Origin of the sequence: Cupriavidus sp. 2KB_3 (assembly GCF_052115685.1) — a bacterium.
In the GTDB taxonomy this organism is placed as follows: Bacteria; Pseudomonadota; Gammaproteobacteria; order Burkholderiales; family Burkholderiaceae; genus Cupriavidus; species Cupriavidus campinensis.
On sequence record NZ_JBFRHD010000003.1, the window covers coordinates 270,878 to 294,099 of the forward strand.

The following is a 23,222-nucleotide window of genomic DNA, read 5'->3' on the forward strand; positions in this document are numbered from 1 at the left end:
GAGCGAACGAAACCCCATCATCACGAGCCACCCAGAATAACCAGAACAAAGGAGCCATGCACATGGCGATTGCCACCATCGACCGTCTGCTGCCCGGCAAGCCCTACCCCCTTGGCGCGCATTGGGACGGCCTGGGCGTCAACTTCGCGGTTTTCTCCGCCAACGCCACACGCATCGAGCTGTGCCTGTTTTCGCCCAACGGCCGCAAGGAGATCCAGCGCCTGTCGCTGCCCGAATGCACCGACGAGGTCTGGCACGGCTACCTGCCGCTGGCCCAGCCCGGCGTGCTGTACGGCTACCGCGCCTACGGCCCCTACGAGCCAGGCAGAGGCCAGCGATTCAATCCGCACAAGCTGCTGCTGGACCCCTACGCGCGCCTGCTGAGCGGCCCGGTGCGCTGGTCCGACGCGCTGTTCGGCTACCGGCTCAACAGCCCGCGTGCAGACCTGACGCCGGACCGCCGCGACAGCGCGCCGATGATGCCGAAGGCCGTGGTCGTGGACGAGAGCTTCTACTGGGGCGATGACCGCCCGCTGGACCGGCCATGGCCGGAGACCTCGATCTACGAGGTGCACGTGCGCGGCGCGTCCATGCTGCGCGAAGACCTGCTGCCGCACCAGCGCGGCACCTTCGCGGCACTGGCCGATCCGCGCTTCGTCGACCATCTGCACCGGCTGGGCGTGACGGCGGTGGAGTTGCTGCCGGTCCACGCCTTCCTGCAGGACCGCTTCCTGGTGGAGCGCGGCCTGCGCAACTACTGGGGCTACAACACGCTGGCCTTCTTCGCGCCGGAGCCGCTCTACCTGTCCGCCAACGAGCTGCACGAGGCCAAGGTGGCCATCCGCCGGCTCCACGCGGCGGGCATCGAGGTCATCCTCGACGTGGTCTACAACCACACCTGCGAAGGCAACGAACTGGGGCCAACCATGTCCTGGCGCGGGCTGGACAACGCCAGCTACTACCGCCTGATTCCGGGCGACGAGCGCTACTACATCAACGACACCGGCTGCGGCAACACGCTCAACCTGTCGCACCCGCGCGTGCTCCAGATGGTGATGGACTCGCTGCGCTACTGGGTGGAGGCCTTCCACGTGGATGGCTTCCGCTTCGACCTCGGCAGCACGCTGGGCCGCGAGGCCACCGGCTTCGACCCCGGTGCGGGCTTCTTCGACGCCATCCTCCAGGACCCGGTGCTGTCACGCGTGAAGCTGATCTCGGAGCCATGGGACCTTGGCCCCGGCGGCTACCAGGTGGGCAACCAGCCGCCCGGCTTTGCCGAATGGAACGACAAGTTCCGCGACAACGTGCGCCGCTTCTGGCGCGGCGACGCCGGCCAGCGGGGCGAACTGGCGGCGCGGCTCACCGGCTCGGCGGACCTGTTTGACCGCCGCCACCGCAAGCCGTGGGCCAGCGTCAACTTCATCACCGCGCACGACGGCTTCACGCTGGCCGACCTGGTCAGCTACCACAGCAAGCACAACGAGGCCAACGGCGAGGACAACCGCGACGGCAACGACGACAACGCCAGCGCCAACTGGAGCCCGGACGGCAGCGTGGAAGGCCCCACCGACGACGAACAGATCCTGGAGACCCGTGGCCGCGTGGCCCGGGCGATGATGGCCACGCTGCTGCTCTCCCAGGGCACGCCCATGCTCACCGCCGGCGACGAATGGGGCCGCAGCCAGCAGGGCAACAACAACGCCTACTGCCAGGACAGCCCGCTCTCGTGGCTGAACTGGGAGGACGCCGCCGACCCCGCCAACGCGCCGATGATGGCCTGCGTGAGCCAGTTGCTGGCGCTGCGCCGCCAGTTGCCGATGCTGACCGAGAACCGCTTCGTGCACGGCCGCTCGCGTCCGGCGCCCGGCGTGCCGGACATCGCGTGGTTCGGCCCCGATGGCAACGAGCTGTCGCCCGAGCAGTGGGCCAATGGCGAGGACCGCACGCTGGCGCTGCGCCGCGCCACGCACGGCAACGGCGAGGACGAGGTGGCCGTGATGCTGCTGTGCCTGAACGCCAGCAACGACGACGTGACCTTCCGCGCGCCGGCCCCCGGCGAGGACTGGCGCGTGCTGTTCGACAGCGCCGCGCCGGACGCCGGCGAAAGCCCGCTGCCGAATGGAGAAGGTGGAGAAGGTGGAGAAGGTGGAGAAGGTGGCGAGGGCCGCGACGGCCAGCCCAGCTACACCGTGGTGGCCCACAGCGTGGCGCTGCTGCTGGCCAGCGTGCCGAAGGTCCGCAAGGAGGAACCCCCGCGATGAGCCACGACGCCGCCGCCCTCCAGCGGCTGGCCGAGCGCGCCGGCCTGCAAACCCAGTGGCGCGATGCCTGGGGCCGGCCCCAGGCCCTCACCGAAGAGGCCCTGCATACGGTGCTGGCTGCGCTCGACCTGCCCTGCGACACGCCCGGCGCCTGTGAATCCTCGCTCGCGCGGCTGGCCGCCGACGACGCCGCCCATCCGCTGCCGCCGCTGCTCACGGCCAACCAGGGCCAGCCCGTGGCCGTGCCATGGCCGCATACGCTGGCGCAGCGCCCCTATCGGCTGGAAATGGAAGATGGTCGCGTGATCGAGGGCATCGCCCAGCGCAACGCGGACGGGTTGATGGCGATTCCCCCGGTGGCGGACTGGGGCTACCACCGGCTGCTGCTGGGCGATCTGGCCACCACGCTGGCCGTGGCGCCGCCGCGCTGCTACGGCGTGGCCGATGCGCTGGCGGCTAGCCCGCGTGCCGTACACACCAGCAAGCCATGGGGGCTCTCCGTGCAGCTATACAGCCTGCGCCGGGGCGCGCCCACCGGGCTGGGCGACCTCACCGCGCTGGCCCTGACCTGCGAGGCCGCCGCGCGTGAAGGCGCCGACGCGGTCGCCATCAACCCGCTCCACGCGGGCTTTGCCGGACTGCCGGCGCGCTACAGCCCCTATGCGCCGTCCAGCCGGATCTTCCACAACGCGCTCTACGCCGACCCCGCCGCCGTGTTCGGGCAGGACGCGGTGGATCAGGGCATCGCGGCGCTGAACATCGGCCACCGGCTCGCCGCCGCCGAGGCGCGCGACGAAATCGACTGGCCCACGCTATCCGTGGCGCGCCATGCGCTGCTGCGCTGGCTGTGGGACCGTCACGACACCCTGCTTGGCGCAGACGCCCAGCAGGCCTTCGCCGCCTTCCGCGCGCGGGGCGGCAGCGGGCTGCTGGCCCACGCCTGCTTCGAGGCCATCCAGGCCAGCCTGCTGGCGCAAGCCAGAGATGATGCTGATGACATGCGGCGGCAGGCGGCATCCGACTGGCGCCAGTGGCCGGTGACGCTGCGCTCGCCAGACAGCGCGGCGGTAGCCGCCTTCGAGACCCAATATCCGCAGGAGATCGGCTATCACGCCTTCCTGCAGTGGCTCGCCGCGCAAGGGCTGGAGACCGCCCAGCACCGCGCGCGCGCCGCCGGCATGGCCGTGGGGCTGATCGCCGATCTCGCCGTGGGCACCGACCCCGGCGGCAGCCACGCGTGGATGCGCCAGACCGAGATCCTCAACGGCTTCCACGCCGGCGCGCCGCCGGACGTCTACAACCCGCTCGGGCAGGACTGGGGCGTGGCGGTGTTCTCGCCGCGCGGGCTGCGCCGCAACGGCTACGCCGCCTTTATCGAGATGCTGCGCGCCAACCTCGCCCATGCCGGCGGGCTGCGCATCGACCACGTGCTGGGGCTGGCGCGGATGTGGTTGGTGCCAGCCGGTGCGCCGGCCACGGCGGGCGCCTACCTGACCTATCCGCTGGACGACCTGCTGCGGCTGGTGGCGATCGAATCGTGGCGGCAGCGCGCCATCATCATCGGCGAGAACCTCGGCACGGTGCCGGAGACGCTCAACACGGCACTGGCCGCGCGCGGGGTGATGGGCATCGACGTGCTGTGGTTCGAACGCCAGCCGGCGGACGAGGATGCCGGTGCGGATATCGAGACTGACACCCCCGCCCCCTTCCTGCCGCCCGAGCAATGGCCCGCCGAGGCGGTGGCCACCACCACCACGCACGACCTGCCGACCATCGTCGGCTGGTGGACCGGAAACGACATCGCCTGGCGCGCGCGGCTGCATCAACTGGGCGAGGGGGAGACCGAAGCCGGCCTGATGGCGATGCGCGCCGCCGAGCGCACGGCGCTGTGGCAGGCCATGTGCGCGGGCGGGGTGGTCAACGATGTCGATGATGTCGATGGTGCCGAGCCCGACGCGGCATCCGCGCCGGTGGAAGCGGTGCTGCGCTGGCTGGCCCGCGCACGGACCCCGCTACGGCTGGTGCCCGTGGAAGACCTGCTTGGCGCCGCCGAACAGCCCAACCTGCCCGGCACGGTGAGCGGGCACCCCAACTGGCAGCGCCGGCTCGATGCCGACGTGCGCGAGCTCTTCGATCATGCGGACGTACGCGTCCGTGTGGCGGCGGTACGGGGGGACGGTTGAGATGGGCGTGGTTGGCAGGGACGGCCTCGTGACATCACCCCGCCCCATCCCCCGCCAGCGCGCGGCACAGCGCCTCGATCGACAGCGGCTTGACGAGGTGCGCGTCGAAGCCCGCCGCCAGCGTGCGCCTGCGGTCGTCCGAGGTACCGTGTCCGGTCAGGGCGAAGATGCGCGGGCCAGTGCCATCGACGCTGGCCGGATCGGGCCGCAGCACCGCCAGCACCTCGAAGCCGTTCATGTCCGGCATCTCCAGGTCGAGCAGCACCACGTCCGGGTCAAAGCCGCGCGCCAGTTCCAGCGCCTGCGTGCCGCTGTAGGCCGGCCGGGCGTCGTGGCCCAGCACGGTCAGCAGTTCGGCCATGCTGTCGGCGGAGTCGGCGCTGTCATCCACGATCAGGATGCGCAGCCCGGTGCAATCGGTGGCCGTTGCGCGCGGCACGGTGGCGCCGTCCATTTCCACCTCCGGCAGGATCACGGTGAAGGTGCTGCCGCACCCGAGCCCGCCGCTGCTGGCCTGGATGGCGCCGCCATGCGCCTCCACCACGGCACGCGCCAGCGCCAGGCCGATGCCGAGCCCGCCGCGCGCGCCATCGTCGCCCTCCTGCGCGAACAGGTTGAAGATGCGGTCCAGCGCCTCCGGCGCGATGCCCTGCCCCGAGTCGCTGATGGCCGTGATCACGTTGCCGCCCTCGGTGGCCACGTGGAGCGAAACGGCGCCGCCGCGTGGCGTGTACTTGGTGGCATTGCTCAGCAGGTTGGAGAGCACCTGCCCCAGCCGCCCCGCATCGGCATTGACGAAGACCGGGCCGGCGGGCAGCGTGAGCGAGAGGCTCTGCCCCGCCGCCTCCAGCGCAGGCCGGATGGCTTCCACCGCCGCCGTGACGATGTCGTTGACCATCGTCGGCACCGGCTGCACCTTGAGCTTGCCCGTGGTGACGCGGCCCACGTCCATCAGGTCGGTGACCAGCCGCGTCAGCAGTTGCAGCTGGCGGCCGATGATCTCGGCGCAGTGACGGGTGCGCGCGTCCGTCGCGGGCATCAGGCGGATCACGTCCACGGCGTTGCGGATGGGCGCCAGCGGATTGCGCAGCTCGTGGGCCAGGATGGCGAGGAAGGCCTGCACGCGCCGGCCGGCGCCCTCCAGTTCCTCGAGCCGGGCCTTGTCCGACATATCGCGCGCCGTCCACAGGATGCCCATCGGGCAGCCGCCGGCATCGCGCAGCAGCGCCTGGCGGATATGACAGCGCACCAGCGCGCCGTCCTGCCGCTGCAGGCGCGCCTCGCCGGTCCACTGGCCGTTGGCGCGCACCTCGCCCAGCGTGGCCAGGTCATGGCCGCTGGCCACGTCCTGGCGCGAGTACAGCAGCGAGACCGGCCGGCCCACGGCCTCCTCCGCGCTGTAGCCGAACAGCGCACCCGCGCCGCTGTTCCAGACGCGGATCTCGCCATCGAGGCCGAGTTCGCACACCGCCTGCTCGTGCAGCGTATCGAGCAGTTGCTGGTGGCGCGCCTCTACCTCCCGGGTGCGCTCCTCGGCGGCGTAGCGGATGGTGATATCGCGGTAGACCACCGTGAAGCCGTCCGGGCCCCCATCGGCATCGGTCATCGCCTGGATGACCACGCTGGCATAGAACGCGGTGCCGTCGCGGCGCACGCGCCAGCCGCGTTCCTCGGCCCGGCCCAGCGTGCGGGCGGTGTCCAGCAGGCGCGCGGGCTCGCCGGCCTGGACCGATTCCGGCGTGTGGAAACGGGCGAGCTGGCAGCCGGTTACCTCGTCGGCGGTGTAGAGCAAGGCACGTTCGGCGGCCCCGCTCCATGTGCGGACGCGCCCGTCGGGGGTCAGATCGAAGATGGCGACGTCATCCAGCGCGGCGAGCCAGACACCCGCGCGCGCGGTCTGGGGTGCCGTGTCATGCCTGGCGCCCGCGGCGGCAAGGACCCCCTCCCCGATGGATGCGAGATCCGGCGTCTGCCGATCCGGCATAGGAATTCCCTCTCTGATGGCGTTGTCGTGATTATTCTTGGAAGCCAGGCTGAAGGCCAGGGGTGCGCCGGAGCCGGCTACTGGCGCTTCCATCATAGACGGTGCGCCCGCCGGCGCCATGGACGGGCGCCCACGGGCACCTTTATCTTTGCCGTTACCTTTACCTTTACCTTTACTTTTACCGTTACCGGCAATCCATGCAAAACCGCCGTCGGCGGTGAACCAGACGGCGGTTTGCGCGGTCTCTCGGCAATCAGTAGTTCTCGACGGGCGGCTCGTCCGATTCGCTGTTGTGCCGCTTCACCGACGGCGGCACGGGATGCTTGTCAGGCAGGTTGCGCGCGGGTTGATCCCCTTTTTCCTTGTTGTGATCGGGACACTGGTCGGGCCGGCGGTCTGGCCGGCGCGCGGGGTCATGCGGAATATGGTTCGACATGCTGGGGGCCTCGTCGTCGCAGGAAATGGGTAGAACATCCAAGGGTAGAACACCCACGGGTAGACACCCCCGACAAGGCAGCAGTTTCCATACCAGCCTGCTTTTTCAGCCTTTCAGGAGCCAAGTGATGAACGAAGCATCCCGGCTGCGGCCAGCCCCATCTGGTGCCTCTGGCCCCTCTGGCCCCTCTGGTCCTTCTCCGGCCGCCGAACCGTCGGACGACACCCGGACGTCGATGTCCAGCGCCACCATCCGGCGCGCCTTTCTCGATCACGTGTTCTACACCCAGGGCAAGCTGCCCGGCCACGCCAGCGGCAACGACCTCTACCAGGCGCTGGCCCACACCGTGCGCGACCGCCTGGTGCAGCGCTGGATCAGCACCGCCGAGGCCTACCAGAGCCAGCCATCGCGCACGGTGGCCTACCTGTCCGCCGAATTCCTGATGGGGCCGCACCTGGGCAACAACCTCGTCAACCTCGGCATCGTGGAGGAAGTGCGTACGGCCATGGCCACGCTCAACCTGGACCTCGACCATATCCTCGCGCAGGAGGAGGAGCCCGGACTCGGCAACGGCGGCCTGGGCCGGCTGGCGGCCTGCTTCATGGATTCGCTGGCCACGCTGGAGATTCCCGCGCTGGGCTACGGCATCCGCTACGAGTACGGCATCTTTCACCAGAGCATCATCGACGGCATGCAGGTGGAGAGCACCGACACCTGGCTGCGCAACGGCAATCCGTGGGAGATCCAGCGCTCCGAATGGGCGGTGGAGGTGCGCCTCGGCGGCCATACCGAGCACTACACCGACGACCGGGGCCGCTACCGCGTGCGCTGGGTGCCGGCCAAGACGGTGGTGGGCGTGCCGTTCGACTCGCCGATCCTCGGCTACCGCGTCAACACGGTCAACACGCTGCGGCTGTGGCGCGCGGAGGCCACCGAGGCGTTCGACTTCCACACCTTCAACCGGGGCGATTACCTGGGCGCGGTGAACAAGAAGGTGACGTCGGAGAACCTTACCAAGGTGCTCTACCCCAACGACGAGACCCAGCAGGGCAAGGAGCTGCGGCTGGAGCAGCAGTACTTCTTCGTGGCCTGCTCGCTGCAGGACATGCTGCGCCTGCTCGCCACGCAGGGCCTGCCGGTCACGCGCTTCCACGAGAAGTTCACGGTGCAGCTGAACGACACCCACCCGGCGGTGGGCATTGCCGAGCTGATGCGGCTGCTGATCGACGACCATGACCTGGCCTGGGACGAGGCCTGGCACATCACCCGCCGCGCCTTCGCCTACACCAACCACACCCTGCTGCCGGAGGCGCTGGAGCAATGGCCGCTGCCGCTGTTCCAGCGCATCCTGCCGCGCCATCTGGAGATCATCTACGAGATCAACGCGCGCTTCCTGGACGAGGTGCGCATCCGCTTCTATGGCGACGAATCGCGGCTGGCGCGGCTCTCGCTGATCAGCGAGGGTGGCGAGCGCCATGTGCGCATGGCCCATCTGGCGTGCGTTGGCAGTCACACCATCAACGGCGTGGCGGAGTTGCATTCCCGGCTGATGCGCGAGGACGTGCTCAAGGATCTCTACGAGATGTGGCCCGAGAAGTTCACCAGCATCACCAACGGCGTCACCCCGCGCCGCTGGCTGGCGCTGGCCAACCCCCGGCTGACGCGGCTGGTCAGCGAGGCCATCGGCGACGGCTGGATCAAGGATCTCGGGCAGATCCGGGCGCTGGAGCCCTATGCCGACGACCCCGCCTTCCGGGAGCGCTGGCAGGCCGTGCGGCGCGAGAACAAGCAGGACCTGGCCCGGCTGGTGCGCGACACCACCGGCGTGGTGGTGGACCCCAACTCGATGTTCGACGTGATGGTCAAGCGCATCCACGAGTACAAGCGCCAGCACCTGGCCGTGCTCCACATCATCGCGCTCTACCACCGCATCAAGTCCGATCCGCACGCGGATGTGCAGCCGCGCACCTTCCTGTTCGCCGGCAAGGCCGCGCCGGGCTACCACTACGCCAAGTTGATGATCCGCTTCGTCACCTCGGTGGCGGGCGTGGTCAACCGCGACCCCCAGGTGCGTGACCGCCTGAAGGTGGTGTTCCTGCCCAACTTCAACGTCACCCACGGCCAGAAGATCTACCCCGCCGCCGACCTCTCCGAGCAGATCTCGCTGGCTGGCAAGGAGGCTTCCGGCACCGGCAACATGAAGTTTGCGATGAACGGCGCCATCACCATCGGCACCATGGATGGCGCCAATATCGAGCTGCGCGACGCCATCGGCACCGACAACTTCTTCCCGTTCGGCCTCAACGCGTCCGAGGTCTACGCGCTCAAGGCCGCCGGCTATCACCCCTCCACCTACTACGACAGCAGCCCCGAGCTGCGCGCCGTGGTGGACCTGATCCAGCACGGCTTCTTCTCGAAGGGCGACGCCGCCGTGTTCCGCCCCCTGTTCGACGGCCTGCTCCAGCACGACCCCTACCTGTTGATGGCCGACTTCGCCTCCTACCTGCACTGCCAGCAGCAGGTCTCGGCCGCCTATGGCGACACCGAGCGCTGGCAGCGCATGTCCGTGCTCTCCAGCGCGCGCTCCGGGCGGTTCTCGTCCGACCGGGCGATCGAGCAGTACTGCCAGCGCGTCTGGCACGCGCAGGCGGTGCCGGTCTGCCTGCTGCACCGGTCGAGCGGGCAGGTGCAGGGCGCCCGCCGCGCGGAGGCCGACGGCATCGGCACCTTCAGCGAGCGCTGCGGGGGCGGCGGATCGTAAGTGCTATCAACGGCGGCGGGCGCGGTAGTTTCTACAACCGGGCAAGCACCTTATACACAACCCGGCCCCGCCGCGCCGCCCGCCCCGCCGCCAGCCCCCCGCCAGCCCCCCGCCAGCCACGACGCGGCGCGCCCGTCACGCAGTGCAACATGCTGGCACGGAGTTCGCATTGCTGAAGCCGCGCGATTTTCCGGCGCCCTTCGCATCCCGGGTTGTTCGCTCGCCATCCGCCGCCTTCAGACTTCTTCCTTCTGACTGCGCGGATCGGTGTCCCGGTGGTCCCATATTGCGACGGCGCCCTGCGCAGGCAAGACAAGAAGAACGAACCCGGCGCCATGGCGGCAGGCAAGCCCGCCCGCGCGTTCGTTTCCAATCGACCTGGAAGCGGAGTCTCATCTTGAAGGCGAACATCCTGTTTGTGGCGGCAGAGGCGCATCCCCTGGCAAAGACCGGCGGGCTGGCGGATGTAGTGGGCGGACTGGCGCAGGCGCTGCATCAGCGCGGCGCCGATGTCACGATCCTGATGCCCGGCTATCCCCGGGCCATGGCGGCGGCAAAGCACCTGCGCAGCCTCGGCGCAATCCGGCTGCCGATGGCGCTGCCGCCCGGCCACAGCCCGGCGCGGCTGCTGGAGGGCCAGGCGCCGGACAGCGGCGTGCGCGTGGTGCTGCTGGACTGCCCATCGCTCTACGACCGCCCCGGCTCGCTCTATGTGGACGCCACCGGGCGAGACTTCTGCGACAACGCCCAGCGCTTCGCCGCGCTGGCCCACGCCGCCACACTGGTCGCCGCCGGCGAGACGCCGCTGCCCGCGCCCCAACTGGTCCACGCGCACGACTGGCATGCGGCGCTCACGCCACTGCTGATGCGCGCGCGCGGCCTGCCGGTGCCCACGGTGGCCACCATCCACAACCTCGCCTTCCAGGGTGTGTTCCCGATGGAATGCGCCCCCGCGCTGGGCCTGCCGCCGGCCTGCCTGACGCCGGACGGCATCGAGTTCTGGGGCAAGCTCAATTTCCTGAAGGCCGGCATCCGCTACGCGGACCGCGTGACCACGGTGAGCCACACCTACGCGCGCGAGATCCTTACCGAGCACTTCGGCCACGGGCTGGATGGCCTGCTGCGCCACCGCGCCGACGTGCTCGGCGCCATTCCCAACGGCGTGGACACGGACGCGTGGTCGCCCCACGCCGACCGCCTGCTGCCGCAGCGCTACGACGCCCGCGACCTCGCCGGCAAGCGCGCCTGCAAGGCCGCGCTCCAGGCGCGCCACGGCCTGCCGCAGGCGCCGGACCGGCCCCTGATCGCCATGGGCAGCCGGCTCACGCACCAGAAAATGGCTGATGTGGCGGTGCTGGCGATGGAGGCCGCGCTGCGCCGCCATGACGATGTGCAGTTCGTGGTGCTGGGCTGCGGCGACCCGGCGCTGGAGGCGGCGTACCGCGCGCTCGGCGCCCGCCACCCGGACCGCGTGGGCATCTCCATCGGCTATCGCGAGGAAGACGCCCACCTGCTCCACGCCGGCGCGGACGCCCTGCTGCACGGCAGCCGCTTCGAGCCATTCGGCCTCACGCCGGTCTACGCCATGCGCTACGGCACGGTGCCCATCGTCTCGCGCGTGGGCGGCATGGCCGACACCGTGCGCGACGTTGGCGAAGTCGGCGAGGACACCGCGCCCGCCCCACGCGCCACCGGCATCGTGTTCGATGGCGAATCGGTCGAAACGATGGGCGCCGCCATCGCGCGCGCACTAGACTGGTTCCACCGCCCCCGCCACTGGCGCGCGATGCAGCGCGCCGGCATGCAGACGGAGTTTGGCTGGGACGGCCCGGCACAGCAGTATCTGGCGATGTACCGCGCGCTGGCGCCGGCCCTCGCCCACGTGCCTGCCAACATGCCTGCCCACGTGCCTGCCGCCGTGCCCGCCCTGCAGCCGGAAGCCATGGCGGCTCCCGCCGCGCGCCCGTCGCGCGTTCGCCGTCCCTCCCCGACCACGCCCGCCGTGGAACCGGTCACATCGGGCCTGCCGGCCTGAAGGTAGCGCACCATGATGTATGCCATGCCCGCGCCCGGCTCCGGCGCCCGGCCCGCCCCCCCGGTTCCGCAATGGCAGACGCTTGGCGCGGACACGCGCCTGCTGCCGTGTGACGATGAAAGCGCCGAGGCCTACCGCTTCGGCCCGGCGCGGCTGGCCGATGGCCGCGTGCGCTTCCGCCTCTGGGCGCCGGACGCCGCCGCGCAGGACCAGCCCGTGCGGCTCGAAGTGGCCGGCATGACGCCAGTGATGATGGCGCCCACCGAACACGGCTGGTTCGAAGCCGTGACCGCCTGCTGCGACGGCGCGCGCTACTGGTTCCGGCTCGACGACGGCACCATCGTGCCGGACCCCGCCTCCCGGCTCCAGGCCGACGACGTGCACGGCGCCAGCGTGCTGTGCCAGCCGGCCGAGCCGTTCCCGTGGCAGCACACCGAGTGGCGCGGGCGCCCCTGGCACGAGGCCGTGATCTATGAAATGCACGTGGGGCTGGCCGGCGGCTACGCCGGGGCCACCGCGCAGCTGCACCGGCTGGCCGCGCTGGGCTTCACCGCCATCGAACTGATGCCGCTGGCCGAGTTTCCCGGCGCGCGCAACTGGGGCTATGACGGCGTGCTGCCGTTCGCGCCCGAGCGCAGCTATGGCACGCCGGACGAACTGCGCACGCTGGTGGACACCGCGCACGGCCTGGGCATGATGGTGCTGCTCGATGTGGTCTACAACCACTTCGGCCCCGAGGGCAACTACCTGCACCGCTACGCCAGCACGTTCTTCCGGGCCGACCGCCAGACCCCGTGGGGGCCGGCCATCGACTTCCGGCGCCCGGAGGTGCGGCGCTTCTTTGGCGAGAGCGCGCGCTACTGGCTCGAATCGTTCCGCTTCGATGGACTGCGGCTGGACGCCGTACACGCCATCGAGGACGAAGGCTGGCTGCCGCAGCTGGCGCACGACCTGCGCCAGTGCCTGCCGGGCCGCCATCTGCACCTGGTGCTGGAGAACGATCACAACGACGCGGCGCTGCTGGCTGCCGGCTACGATGCCCAGTGGAACGACGACGCCCACCACGCGCTGCACGTGCTGCTGACCGGCGAGCACGACGGCTACTACAAGGAGTACCACGCCAGCCTGCCGGAGACCGTGGCGGTAAGCGTCGACAAGGCGGCCAGCACGCCGCCGATCCACCATCTGGCCCGGGTGCTGGCCGAAGGCTTCGCGTGGCAGGGCGAGGTGTCGCCCCATCGCTCCGGCGACGAAAACGGCCCGCTGCAGGGCCGCGAGGTGCGGCGCGGGCAGCCTAGCGCGCAACTGCCGCCCACGGCCTTCGTCACTTTCCTCCAGAACCACGACCAGACCGGCAACCGCGCCTTCGGCGAGCGGCTGGCCAGCCTGGCCGAGCCGGACGCGCTGCGCGCCGCCGTGGCGCTGCAACTGCTCTGCCCGCAGATCCCGCTCGTTTTCATGGGCGAGGAGCACGGCGCGCGCACGCCGTTCCTGTACTTCACCGATCACCCGCCCGAACTGGCCCAGGCCGTGCGCGACGGCCGCCGGCGCGAATTTGCGGCGTCCGAAGCCTTCCGCGACGACACCCGCTCGGCGCAGATCGCCGATCCCAACGCGCCAGAGACCTTCGACGCCTCCTGCCCGATCTGCGACGACACCGACGGCTATTGCCGTGCGTGGAACCACTACTACGGCGAGCTGCTGTCCATCCGCCGCAACGAGTTGATGCCGCGCCTGCGCAACGCCCGCGCCGATGGCGTGACCGTGCTGGGCGACAAAGCCCTCGTGGCGCGCTGGCGGCTGGGCGACGGCAGCCGGCTGTCGATCTGGCTGAATCTGGGCGAGGAGCCCGTGGTGGTCGACTGCGACGGCGGCGCGATGATCCACGCCAGCCAGCCCGGCGCCATCGCCACGCTGGCTGCCGGCACGCTGCCGGAACACTGCTGCGTGACCTGCCTGCAACGCCCATGACCGACCTCGACCACGCCGGCGTGCCGCGCGCCACCGCGCGCCTCCAGCTGCACGCCGGGTTCACCTTCGCCGATGTCGAGGCGCTGGTGCCCTATTACGCCGGGCTGGGCGTCAGCCACCTGTATCTCTCGCCGGTCACCACGGCGCGCCCCGGCTCCACCCACGGCTACGACGTCACCGATTTCACGCAGGTCAACCCCGAACTGGGCGGCGAAGATGGCCTGCTGGCGCTGGCCACGCGCGCCCGCGCGGCGGGGCTGGGCCTGGTGGTGGACATCGTGCCGAACCACATGGCTGCCGATGCCACGCACAACGGCTGGTGGCGCGACGTGCTCGCGCACGGCCAGCGCAGCGCCCATGCGCAATATTTCGACATCGACTGGCAGCCGGCCGACCCCGCGCTGCACGGCAAGGTGCTGCTGCCGATCCTCGGCGACCCGTACTGGGACACGCTGGCCTCGGGCGCGCTCCGGCTGGAGCGGCCCCCGGGCGGGCCGGCCACGCTGCGCTACGGCGATCACAGCCTGCCGCTGGCCGAGCCGATGCCCGAGCCGATGCCTGACATGGCCGAGCTGGGCGACCCGAGCACTCCCGAAGGGCTGCACGCGCTGCTGGAGCGCCAGCACTACCGGCTGGCGTGGTGGCGCACCGGCGCCGCCGAGCTGAACTGGCGGCGCTTTTTCGAGATCACCGAGCTGGTGGGCGTGCGGGAGGAAGACGAGGACGTGTTCGAGGCCGTTCACGCGCTGGCCTTCCGCCTCTATGCCGAAGGCTGGGTGGACGGGCTGCGCGTGGATCATGTTGACGGGCTGGCCGACCCGGCCGGCTACTGCCGGCGCCTGCGCGCCCGGCTGGACCTGCTGCGCCCCGGCCGCCCCGCCGAAGGCGCCCGCGCGCACCCGTGGATCGTGGTGGAAAAGATCCTTGGCGAGGACGAACCGCTGCCCGCCGACTGGGGCGTGGACGGCACCACGGGCTACGACTTCATGGACGAGGTGGCCGCCGTGCTCCACGACGCCAGCGGCGAAGGCGCGCTGAACATGCTGTGGATGCGCATCAGCGGCGACAGCCGGCCCTACGCGGACTATGTGAAGTCGGCCCGCCACCGCGTGATCGCCCGGCACCTCGTGGCCGAAGTCGACGCGGTCTGCACGCGCCTGCACGCGCTGGCGCGCTCGGCACCGGCCACGCGCGACCTCAGCGCTCACGCACTGCGCCACGCGCTGACCGCCTTCCTCGCCGCAGTGCCGGTTTATCGCAGCTACTACACCGCCTCGCCACATGGCGCGGACCCAGATGCGCGGGCCTTCGACGACGCCATGGTCGCCTCTGCCGCCGCGCAGGCGCGCACCCACCTCGCCCCGGACGAGGCGGCGGCGCTCGACTTCCTGCTCGGCTGCCTGCAAGGCGATGCCGGGGCGGACACCCCAGCCGACACCCCGGCCAGCGCCATCCGCACCCGGCTGCAGCAGGTCATGCCAGCGCTGGCGGCCAAGTCCACGGAAGACACCGCCTTCTATCGCTACGGCCGGCTGCTGTCCCGTAACGAAGTGGGCAGTTTTCCCGGCACGCTGGCGCTGGCGCCGGAACGGTTCCACGCGCGCATGGCGCACCGCCAGGCGCACTGGCCGCACGCGATGCTGACCGTGGCCACGCACGACCACAAGCGCGGCGAGGACGCGCGCATGCGGCTGGCGGTACTGAGCGAGATGGCCGGGACGTGGGCCGAGGCCGTGGCCGGCTGGGAAGCGCAGATCGGCCCGCTGCTGGTGGCCTCCCCGAAGGGGCCGGACGGCACCGACCGGGCGATGCTCTACCAGACGCTGCTGGGTGCCTGGCCGGCGGAGCCCGGCGCGCTGGCGAGCGAGGACGCCCAGCGCGACTTCATCGCCCGCATTCTGGCGTGGCAGCGCAAGGCCATCCGCGAAGCCAAGCGCCACGGGAGCTGGACCCATCCCGACGAGGCCTACGAGGCCGCCTGCGAAGCCTTCCTGGCGGCGCTTGGCATGGGTGGGAAAGACAGTGGGGAAGACAGTGGGAAAGACAGCGTGCTGGAGCAGATCGGCCGCTTCGCGGACCGCATCGGCCCGGCCGCCGCGCTCAACAGCCTTGCCCAGACGCTGCTCGCGCTGACGGCGCCCGGCGTGCCGGACTGCTATCAGGGCAACGAGGGCTGGGACTTCAGCCTTGTCGATCCCGACAACCGGCGCCCGCCAGACTACGCGCTGCTTCAGGCGCGCCTGGAATGCCGGGCCGGCTGGGCGCAGTGGCTGGCGCGCTGGCGCGATGGCCGCATCAAGCAGCAGTTGATCCGGTCGGTGCTGGCGTTCCGGGCCGAACAGCCGGCGCTGTTCAGCCGGGGCGAGTACACCGCGCGGGCGGCCACCGGCAAGCTGGCGCCGCAGGTGCTGGCGTTTTCGCGCCGCTGCGGGTCGGTGGGGTCGGTGGGGTCGGTGGGGTCGGTGGGGTCGGTGGAGGCGATGGTGATCGTCACCCGGCTTGCCGCCGCCCATGTGGACCCGGCGCTACCCCGCATTCCGCCGCATTGCTGGGGCGATACCGCGCTGCATGCGGAAGGGGATTGGGTCGATGCGCTGACCGGCCACGCGGTGCCGTCCCACGCGGGCTACGTGCGCGTGAAGGACGCGCTGGCCAGCCTGCCGGTGGCGCTGCTGGTGCGGGCTTGAATCGACAAACTCGCCTGCACCAGCTCACTCACTCCTGGCGCCGCCGCAGTTGCACCAGCCCCGCCATGGTCGCTGCCGCGCCCACCATCAGCGCCGTGGTCAGCAGCGGGTGCCGGGTGGACGCCGTGTACGGGCAGGACTGGATCGCCCTGCGGTTGCCGGTGCGCTCCTGCAGGCAGTTGCCGGCGTCGTAGAGCGTATTGTCCTCGCGCGGGCCCGCCGGGTCGCGCGTCTGCTGGGCGCGGCTCATGAAGCGGCTCATGAAGCGGTCGAACGCGTGGGGGGCATGGTAGGCGGCGGCGGAGAACGCCTTGGCGGAGGCGCCCACGAACATGTCCCGGCGCGGGTGCGCGGCGGCGAACAGGATGGCGTCGGCGGCCATCGCCGGGTCATAGAGCGGCGCCGCCAGTTTCGGCTCCACGTGCAGGAAGTTCTTGGCGTGACTGACCATCGGCGTCTCCAGCCCGGCGGGCTTGATCAGCGTCACCGAGATGGGCGCCTTTTCCTGCTCCAGTTCCAGCCGCAGCGTGTCAGTGAAGCCCTTGATGGCGTGCTGGGAGGCCGCGTAGGCGCCCTGCAGCGGCATGGCGCAGTCGGACGCCTCGCTGCCCATGTTGATGATCGCCCCGCCATGCTGGCGCAGGTGCGCGGCGGCGGCCAGCGAGCCGTGCACCACGCCCCAGTAGTTGGTGTCGAACAGGCGGCGCTGGTCTTCCAGCGGCACGTCGTCATGGCGGCCGAAGATGGTCACGCCGGCATTGTTGACCCAGGTGTCGAAGCCGCCGAACCGCGCGATGGCCGCCTCCGCCAGCTGGGCCACGTCGTCCTGGTTGCCCACGTCGGTCTTGACGGTAATGACCTCGGTCCCGTGTTCGCGCAACTCCTCGGCCAGCTTGTGCAGCACGTCCTCGCTGCGCGCCGCCAGCACGAGCCGGGCGCCGGCGGCAGCCGCCTTGCGCGCGGTGATCAGGCCCACGCCGCTGGTGGCGCCGGTCAGCACGATGACCTGCGAGCCAATTGGTTTCAGGGGTCTCATTTCCGTGTCGTCCTCTGCCAGGCCCGGTTCGGATGGGATGCGGCGCGCGGGCATCCGGGCTACTGCGGGCGCACGCAGGGGGTTCTCCCCTGTCGACGTCGCAAGTCCCGTTCCCGGCTGGCGGCAGCGGCGCGCCGATGTGCGGCGCAGCATTGGGGGTCAGGAATTACAACAACCGGAAACAACCACCAGGAAACAACCACCAGGAAACAACAACTGGAAAGTAAAAGCGGCGGCGGTGTAGGACGGCCCCCGCTTTCGCAGGCGGCGTGTGCTGCATAAGCTGGAAGCCGTAGCCCCCGCCGCCTCCGAAGGACAGACCATGGCCAAGACCACCCGTGCCACCGACGCCGCGCCCGACGCCGCCGAACCGCTCGGCAAGTACCGGCGCAAGCGCGACTTCGCGGCCACGCCCGAGCCCAGCGGGGCCAAGGCAGCCCGCCCCACTGCACGCAAGCGCGCGGGGCCGGCGCTGTCGTTCGTGATCCAGAAGCACGCCGCGCGGCGGCTGCATTACGACTTCCGGCTCGAACTGGACGGCACGCTCAAGAGCTGGGCGGTGCCCAAGGGGCCGAGCTACGACCCGGCCGACAAGCGCATGGCCGTGCACGTGGAGGACCACCCGCTCGATTACGCCAACTTCGAGGGCGTGATTCCGGCCGGACACTACGGCGCCGGCACGGTCATCGTGTGGGACCGGGGCACCTGGGTGCCCGACGGCGACCCGGCCGCCGCCCGACGCGCCTATCAGGACGGCAAGCTCAAGTTCGAACTGCGCGGGGAGAAGCTCAAGGGCCACTGGACCCTCGTGCGCATGGGCGGCAAGCGCCAGCGCGACGACCAACGCGACAACAACGGCTGGCTCCTGATCAAGGAGCGCGACGAATACGCGCAAGCCGCGTCGGCCTTCAACGTGGTGGACGCCATGCCGGACAGCGTGCTGGCCGGGACGGCCAAGGCGGCGAAGACAGCGAAGACAGCCAAGGCGGCAGCAAAGAAGGCCCCGGCCAAATCAGTCGCCAAATCGGTCGCCAAGTCAGCCGCCAAACCAGTCGCCAGGAAGGCCAAGGCCCGCGACCTCCCCGCCCTGCCCGAGGGCGCCAGGAAGGCCAGGCTGCCGCTGGCGCTGGCGCCCCAGCTCGCCACGCTGGTGGAAAAGGCGCCGGCCGACAGCAGCCAGTGGCAGTACGAGATCAAGTTCGACGGCTACCGCGTGCTGGCCCGGGTCGATGGCGACGACGTGCGCCTGTTCACCCGGCAGGGCAACGACTGGACCTCGAAGCTGCGCGGCCTGGCGGCGGAGATCCGCACGCTGGGCCTGCCCGATGGCTGGCTGGACGGCGAGATCGTGGTGGTGGATGCGCACGGCATCACCGACTTCCAGGCGCTGCAGAACGCGTTCGAGACCTCACGCGTGGACGCCATCCAGTTCTACGCCTTCGATCTCCCCTACTACGCCGGCCACGACCTGCGCGCCGTGCCGCTGGACCAGCGCCGGATGCTGCTGCGCCGGCTGTTCGAGGCCAACACCGCGCCCCGGCTCCATTTCAGCGAGAGCTTCGAGGCCAGCCCGGACGAGATGCTCGCCGCCGCCTGCCGCATGAAGCTGGAAGGCGTGATCGGCAAGCGCAACGACGCGCCCTACGTCAGCACGCGCGCCAATACGTGGATCAAGCTCAAATGCACGCTGCGGCAGGAGTTCGTGATCGGCGGCTTTACCGACCCGAAGGGCAGCCGCAGCGGGCTCGGCTCCCTGCTGCTGGGCGTGCACGACGCGCAGGGCAAGCTGCGCTATGCCGGCAACGTCGGCACCGGCTTTGACACGGCGATGCTCGACACGCTGCGCAAGCAGCTCGATCCGCTGGTCACGGATGCCACGCCGTTCGACGACCTGCCGCGCGGCATTCGCGGCCACTGGGTCAAGCCGAAGCTGGTAGCGGAGGTGTCCTTCGGCGCCTGGACCAAGGAGGGCCGCGTGCGGCATTCGGTGTTCCACGGCCTGCGCACGGACAAGCCGGCCGGCGCGGTCTCGGTAGAGAAGCCGGCGGCGGCGGCAAAGACGGTGGCAAAGACGGCAGCAAAGCAGACACCGGCCCGGAAAGGCGCCGCGAAGGAGACCATCGGCAAGATCGTCGTCAGCCATGCGGACCGGGTCATCGACAAGTCCACCGGGCTGACCAAGGGCGACCTCGTGCGCTACTACGCCAGCGCGGCCGGGCTGATGCTGCCCTACCTCAAGGGCCGGCCAATCGCGCTGGTGCGCGCGCCGTCCGGCGTGGAGGGCGAGCAGTTCTTCCAGCGCCATGGCGACACCCTCAAGATCGATGGCGTGCGCCCGCTCGACCCCAAGCTCTGGCCCGGCCATCCGCCGCTGCTGGAGATCACCACGGAGGCCGCCATCGTGGCAGTGGCGCAGCTCAATGTGGTGGAGTTTCACACCTGGAACGCGGTGGCACGCAGCCTCGACAAGCCGAACCGGATCATTTTCGACATCGACCCCGGCGAGGGCGTGAAATGGCCGGCGATCCAGGAGGCCGCCGCGCTGACCAAGGGGCTGCTGGACGAACTCGGGCTGCAAAGCTTCCTGAAAACCAGCGGCGGCAAGGGCCTGCACGTGGTGGTGCCGCTGGCGCCGCGTGCGAACTGGGGCTGGGAGCCGGTGCGGGACTTCGCCCAGGCCGTGGTGCAGCACATGGCAGCCGCCATTCCGGACCGTTTCGTGGCCAAGAGCGGGCCGCGCAACCGGGTTGGCAAGATTTTCATCGATTACCTGCGCAACGGTGTCGGGGCTACTACGGCTGCCGCGTTCTCGGCACGTGCGCGGCCCGGGCTGGGCGTGTCCGTGCCGGTGGCCTGGGAGGAGTTGGCCGAGCTGACCTCGGCGGCGCACTGGACCATCGCCAACGTGGGCCCGCGCCTTGAGGAAATGGCCCGGCATGACCCGTGGGCCGGGCACGACGCCGTGCGCCAGACGCTGACCCAGGCCAGCAAGCGGTTGGCCGGGTCCTGAGCGCCGGCCGGACCACCCCGAACCTCACTCGCCCGCTCCGGTCAGCCTGTCCGGCTCCGTTCTGTCCGGCTCCGTCTGTCAGCGTCTCGGCATGTGCGGCACGCTTCTTGCCAGTCTCATCGGAAAACCCCCGCCGACGCCGGCACACAAGACGAGGCAAATCCGATGAGACATCTTCCTGATCCATGGTTCTCCAACGACTTCTGGCAACGCGCCGTGCTGGGCGGGCTGACGTTGGCGATGGTCTTCCTGCTCGCCGCCAATGCCGAGGCCAAGCTCCCTCCGCCCACCCCTGAACAACAGCAGGCAGCCGAGGCCAAGAAGGCCAAGGAAGCCGAGGAAGCCAAGGTGCAGGCGGCTCAACTGGCGCAGGTGCAGGACAAACTGGCCGCGCGCTTTGGCAAGGGCCCCAGCGCGGGCGGGCAGACCTCGGAGAGCAAGTTGCCGCAAAAGTCGGTCGAGGCACCCGGCTCGGCGGGCCCGCAAGGCGGCACCTCGCCCAGCGCGGAAGCGCATAGCGGCGAGGCGCAGCGCAAATGACGGCCACGCGGACAGCCAATGAAAAGTAAATTTATCGCCACTTTTCAAGCCTGAACGGCGCATGTCGAAACTACAACGGAACCGGGCTGTATGCAGGTAATTATTACAATACGATCCTTAATCCCGACACCTGACGCCGCGTTGCCGGCACGTCCGGCCGGCCTTGCCACGTGTGGCGCACTCCGGGCACCTGTTTTCACTATCGCGGCCGATCCTGCCGCCTGCCAGCCATGAACGCCTCGACCGCCCATCCCAGCCGGCGCCCGCTGATTCTCAACGTGGAGGATCGTGAGGGACCGCGCTACGTCAAGAGCCGGATCCTGCACCGGGCCGACTTCTCCGTGCTGGAAGCGTCGACCGGCCAGGCCGCGCTGTCGCTGGTCCGCCAGCACACCCCGGATCTCGTGCTGCTGGGCATGCAGTTGCCCGATGTGGACGGCCTGGAAGTCTGCCGCCTGATCAAGAATGACCCGCAGAGCGCGCGTACGCTGGTGCTGCTGACGTCACCCGGCGTCTCGGATTCCCACCGGCGCGTGCAAGCTCTAAACGGTGGCGCTGACAGCTTCCTGATCGAGCCGGTGGAGTCTGAGGAACTGGTATCCAGCATCAACGCCCTGCTGCGCATGCGCGGGGCCGAGGATGCCTTCCGTCGCACCTCACAGGCGCTGCACGAGAACGAGGATCTGTTCCGCCAGTTGGCGGAGGCGCTGGCCGATGTGGTCTGGATTCTCGACCCCACCACCCGGCGCTTCCTGTTCGTCAGCCCCTCGTTCGAATCGCTCTGGGGCCGCCCGGCGCAATCGGTGCTGCAAGACCCGCACCGCTGGCTCGAATGGGTACTGCCGGAGGAACGTTCGCGCATGGAAGCCGAATGGCAGAGCATGCTGCGCGACGGCCGGCTCGACACCGAATTCCAGCTCGAACGCCCTAACGGCGAGATCCGCGAAGTCCATATGCGTGCCTTCCCCGTGCGCGGCGCGGATGGCCGCTGCCTGCGCGTGGCGGGCATCTGCCAGGACGTGACGCGCCACAAGCGCGCCGAGCGCACACTGCATAACGAGGAACGCCGCAAGGACGAATTCCTCGCCATGCTGGCCCACGAGCTGCGCAACCCGCTGGCGCCGATGCGCAGCGCGGTGGACATGCTCCAGCAGTTCTCCCCGAGCCGCGAGGACATGTTCCGCGCGCGCGACATCATCGGCCGGCAGCTGCATCACCTGACCCGGCTGGTGGACGAACTGCTCGACGTGTCCCGCTTCAACCAGGGCAAGATCACGCTGCGGCGGGATCTCGTGGAGTTGCGCGGCGCGCTGAACACGGCCGTGGAGACCGTGCGCCCGCTGCTGGAGGAACGCCAGCACGCGCTGCGGCTGTCGCTGCCCGAGCAACCGCTGCCGATTCGCGGCGACATGGTGCGCCTGACCCAGATCTTCGCCAACCTGCTGCATAACGCGGCCCAGTACACGCCCGAGGGCGGCACGCTGGCCGTGGAGGCCGCCGCGGCCGATGGCAAGGTGATCGTGCGCGTTAGCGACAACGGCGCCGGGCTCTCCCCGGCGCTGCAACGGCAACTGTTCGATCCGCTGGCGCCGGAGTCCGGCAACCCGCTGGAGGAGATGCCGACCCCGGACGCCACCTCGATCGGCGCAGCCAATCTCACGGCCAACCCGCCCCCGAGCCTGAACACGCTGCACGCCGAGCACGATGACCGGCACGGCGATGGCTCCCGGCCGCCAGAGCCCGCCTCGGACAACGAAACCTTTGCCGCGCGCGAGGGCGCCGGCATCGGCCTGACGCTGGTGCAGAAGCTGGTCACGCTGCATGGCGGCCGGGTCAGCGCCGAGAGCCCGGGCCGCAACCTGGGCAGCACCTTCGTGGTGGAACTGCCCGTGGAACCTTGGCAGAACTGGCATCCGCCGACCGGGAAAGCGCGCCCGCAGCCGGGTGCGGCGCACACCATCATGCTGGTCGATGACAACGCCGATGCGCTGGAAGCCATGACCATGACGCTGGAGACGCTGGGGCATACCGTGGTGACGGCGCCCGACGGCCAGAGCGCCGTGGCGTGCGCGGCCAGCGTGCGGCCGGACGTGGTGCTGCTGGACCTGGGCATGCCGACCATGGACGGCTTCGAGACCGCACGCCGGCTGCGCGAGATTCCCGAACTGCGCCACGCGCGCATCGTGGCGCTGACCGGCTTCGGCCAGCCCGACGACCGCCGGCGCACCCGCGCGGCGGGGTTCGATCTGCATCTGGTCAAACCCGCCGACCTCGGTGCCCTGACCCGCATGCTCGATGAACTAGACGCCTGACCAAGG

The 23,222-nt window shown here is 70.2% G+C and carries 12 protein-coding genes; 9 read left to right on the top strand and 3 right to left on the bottom strand.

The genetic code is table 11. The features are described from left to right. Window positions 1-62: 62 nt before the first annotated feature. Complete coding sequence (glgX, locus tag AB4120_RS04485) at window positions 63-2,261, top strand: glycogen debranching protein GlgX (protein ID WP_149138997.1); 2,199 nt, start codon at window positions 63-65, stop codon at window positions 2,259-2,261. Continuing rightward, a complete protein-coding gene (malQ, locus tag AB4120_RS04490; protein WP_441641885.1) occupies window positions 2,258-4,444 on the top strand; it encodes a 4-alpha-glucanotransferase in 2,187 nt (728 codons plus the stop codon). The genes glgX and malQ overlap by 4 nt, the downstream gene beginning before the upstream one ends. A 34-nt stretch (window positions 4,445-4,478) precedes the next feature. Here the strand turns inward: malQ and AB4120_RS04495 are convergent, their stop codons facing one another. Both AB4120_RS04495 and AB4120_RS04500 read right to left on the bottom strand, forming a co-directional pair. Next, window positions 4,479-6,428 (bottom strand): hybrid sensor histidine kinase/response regulator, encoded by a 1,950-nt coding sequence (locus AB4120_RS04495; protein WP_441641886.1) that lies wholly within the window; start codon window positions 6,426-6,428, stop codon window positions 4,479-4,481. A 253-nt stretch (window positions 6,429-6,681) separates the two neighbouring features. Next, window positions 6,682-6,864 carry a hypothetical protein gene (locus AB4120_RS04500; RefSeq protein WP_092301406.1) on the bottom strand — a complete coding sequence of 61 codons (183 nt, stop codon included), beginning with the start codon at window positions 6,862-6,864 and terminating at the stop codon, window positions 6,682-6,684. Window positions 6,865-7,099: 235 nt separating this feature from the next. Here AB4120_RS04500 and AB4120_RS04505 point away from each other — a divergent pair, with 235 nt between their 5' ends. From AB4120_RS04505 to treY, 4 genes are all read left to right on the top strand, one after another. Beyond that, a complete protein-coding gene (locus AB4120_RS04505) occupies window positions 7,100-9,625 on the top strand; it encodes a glycogen/starch/alpha-glucan phosphorylase (RefSeq protein WP_149138995.1) in 2,526 nt (841 codons plus the stop codon). A gap of 394 nt (window positions 9,626-10,019) precedes the next feature. After that, a complete protein-coding gene (glgA, locus tag AB4120_RS04510; protein WP_392388563.1) occupies window positions 10,020-11,660 on the top strand; it encodes a glycogen synthase GlgA in 1,641 nt (546 codons plus the stop codon). A 15-nt stretch (window positions 11,661-11,675) separates the two neighbouring features. Further along, window positions 11,676-13,631, top strand: a complete 1,956-nt coding sequence (gene treZ, locus AB4120_RS04515) for a malto-oligosyltrehalose trehalohydrolase (RefSeq protein ID WP_149139403.1) — start codon at window positions 11,676-11,678, stop codon at window positions 13,629-13,631. After that, on the top strand, window positions 13,628-16,318 hold the full coding sequence (gene treY / locus AB4120_RS04520) for a malto-oligosyltrehalose synthase (RefSeq protein WP_441641887.1): 2,691 nt from the start codon (window positions 13,628-13,630) through the stop codon (window positions 16,316-16,318). Before treZ ends, treY begins: the two co-directional genes overlap by 4 nt. Window positions 16,319-16,346: 28 nt before the next feature. On the opposite strand, the gene AB4120_RS04525 is transcribed toward treY, so the two are convergent. Further along, entirely contained in the window at window positions 16,347-17,354 is a 1,008-nt protein-coding gene (locus AB4120_RS04525) for an SDR family oxidoreductase (RefSeq protein WP_149138993.1), read from the bottom strand. A gap of 322 nt (window positions 17,355-17,676) precedes the next feature. On the opposite strand from AB4120_RS04525, the gene ligD reads away from it, so the two are divergent. The 3 genes from ligD to AB4120_RS04540 all read left to right on the top strand — a co-directional run bounded on the left by ligD (window position 17,677) and on the right by AB4120_RS04540 (window position 23,216). Next, entirely contained in the window at window positions 17,677-20,364 is a 2,688-nt protein-coding gene (gene ligD, locus AB4120_RS04530) for a DNA ligase D (protein WP_149138992.1), read from the top strand. A gap of 165 nt (window positions 20,365-20,529) precedes the next feature. Then, entirely contained in the window at window positions 20,530-20,904 is a 375-nt protein-coding gene (locus AB4120_RS04535) for a hypothetical protein (protein ID WP_187645233.1), read from the top strand. Window positions 20,905-21,134: 230 nt separating this feature from the next. Further along, window positions 21,135-23,216 carry a hybrid sensor histidine kinase/response regulator gene (locus AB4120_RS04540; protein WP_149138991.1) on the top strand — a complete coding sequence of 694 codons (2,082 nt, stop codon included), beginning with the start codon at window positions 21,135-21,137 and terminating at the stop codon, window positions 23,214-23,216. Window positions 23,217-23,222 lie beyond the last annotated feature (6 nt).

What these genes read in the sequence shown, in the direction of transcription:
- glgX (WP_149138997.1), top strand. Translation starts at nt 63, where the DNA reads ATGGCGATTGCCACCATCGACCGTCTGCTGCCCGGCAAGCCCTACCCC.
- malQ (WP_441641885.1), top strand. Translation starts at nt 2,258, where the DNA reads ATGAGCCACGACGCCGCCGCCCTCCAGCGGCTGGCCGAGCGCGCCGGC.
- AB4120_RS04495 (WP_441641886.1), bottom strand. Translation starts at nt 6,428, where the DNA reads ATGCCGGATCGGCAGACGCCGGATCTCGCATCCATCGGGGAGGGGGTC.
- AB4120_RS04500 (WP_092301406.1), bottom strand. Translation starts at nt 6,864, where the DNA reads ATGTCGAACCATATTCCGCATGACCCCGCGCGCCGGCCAGACCGCCGG.
- AB4120_RS04505 (WP_149138995.1), top strand. Translation starts at nt 7,100, where the DNA reads ATGTCCAGCGCCACCATCCGGCGCGCCTTTCTCGATCACGTGTTCTAC.
- treZ (WP_149139403.1), top strand. Translation starts at nt 11,676, where the DNA reads ATGTATGCCATGCCCGCGCCCGGCTCCGGCGCCCGGCCCGCCCCCCCG.
- treY (WP_441641887.1), top strand. Translation starts at nt 13,628, where the DNA reads ATGACCGACCTCGACCACGCCGGCGTGCCGCGCGCCACCGCGCGCCTC.
- AB4120_RS04525 (WP_149138993.1), bottom strand. Translation starts at nt 17,354, where the DNA reads ATGAGACCCCTGAAACCAATTGGCTCGCAGGTCATCGTGCTGACCGGC.
- ligD (WP_149138992.1), top strand. Translation starts at nt 17,677, where the DNA reads ATGGCCAAGACCACCCGTGCCACCGACGCCGCGCCCGACGCCGCCGAA.
- AB4120_RS04535 (WP_187645233.1), top strand. Translation starts at nt 20,530, where the DNA reads ATGAGACATCTTCCTGATCCATGGTTCTCCAACGACTTCTGGCAACGC.
- AB4120_RS04540 (WP_149138991.1), top strand. Translation starts at nt 21,135, where the DNA reads ATGAACGCCTCGACCGCCCATCCCAGCCGGCGCCCGCTGATTCTCAAC.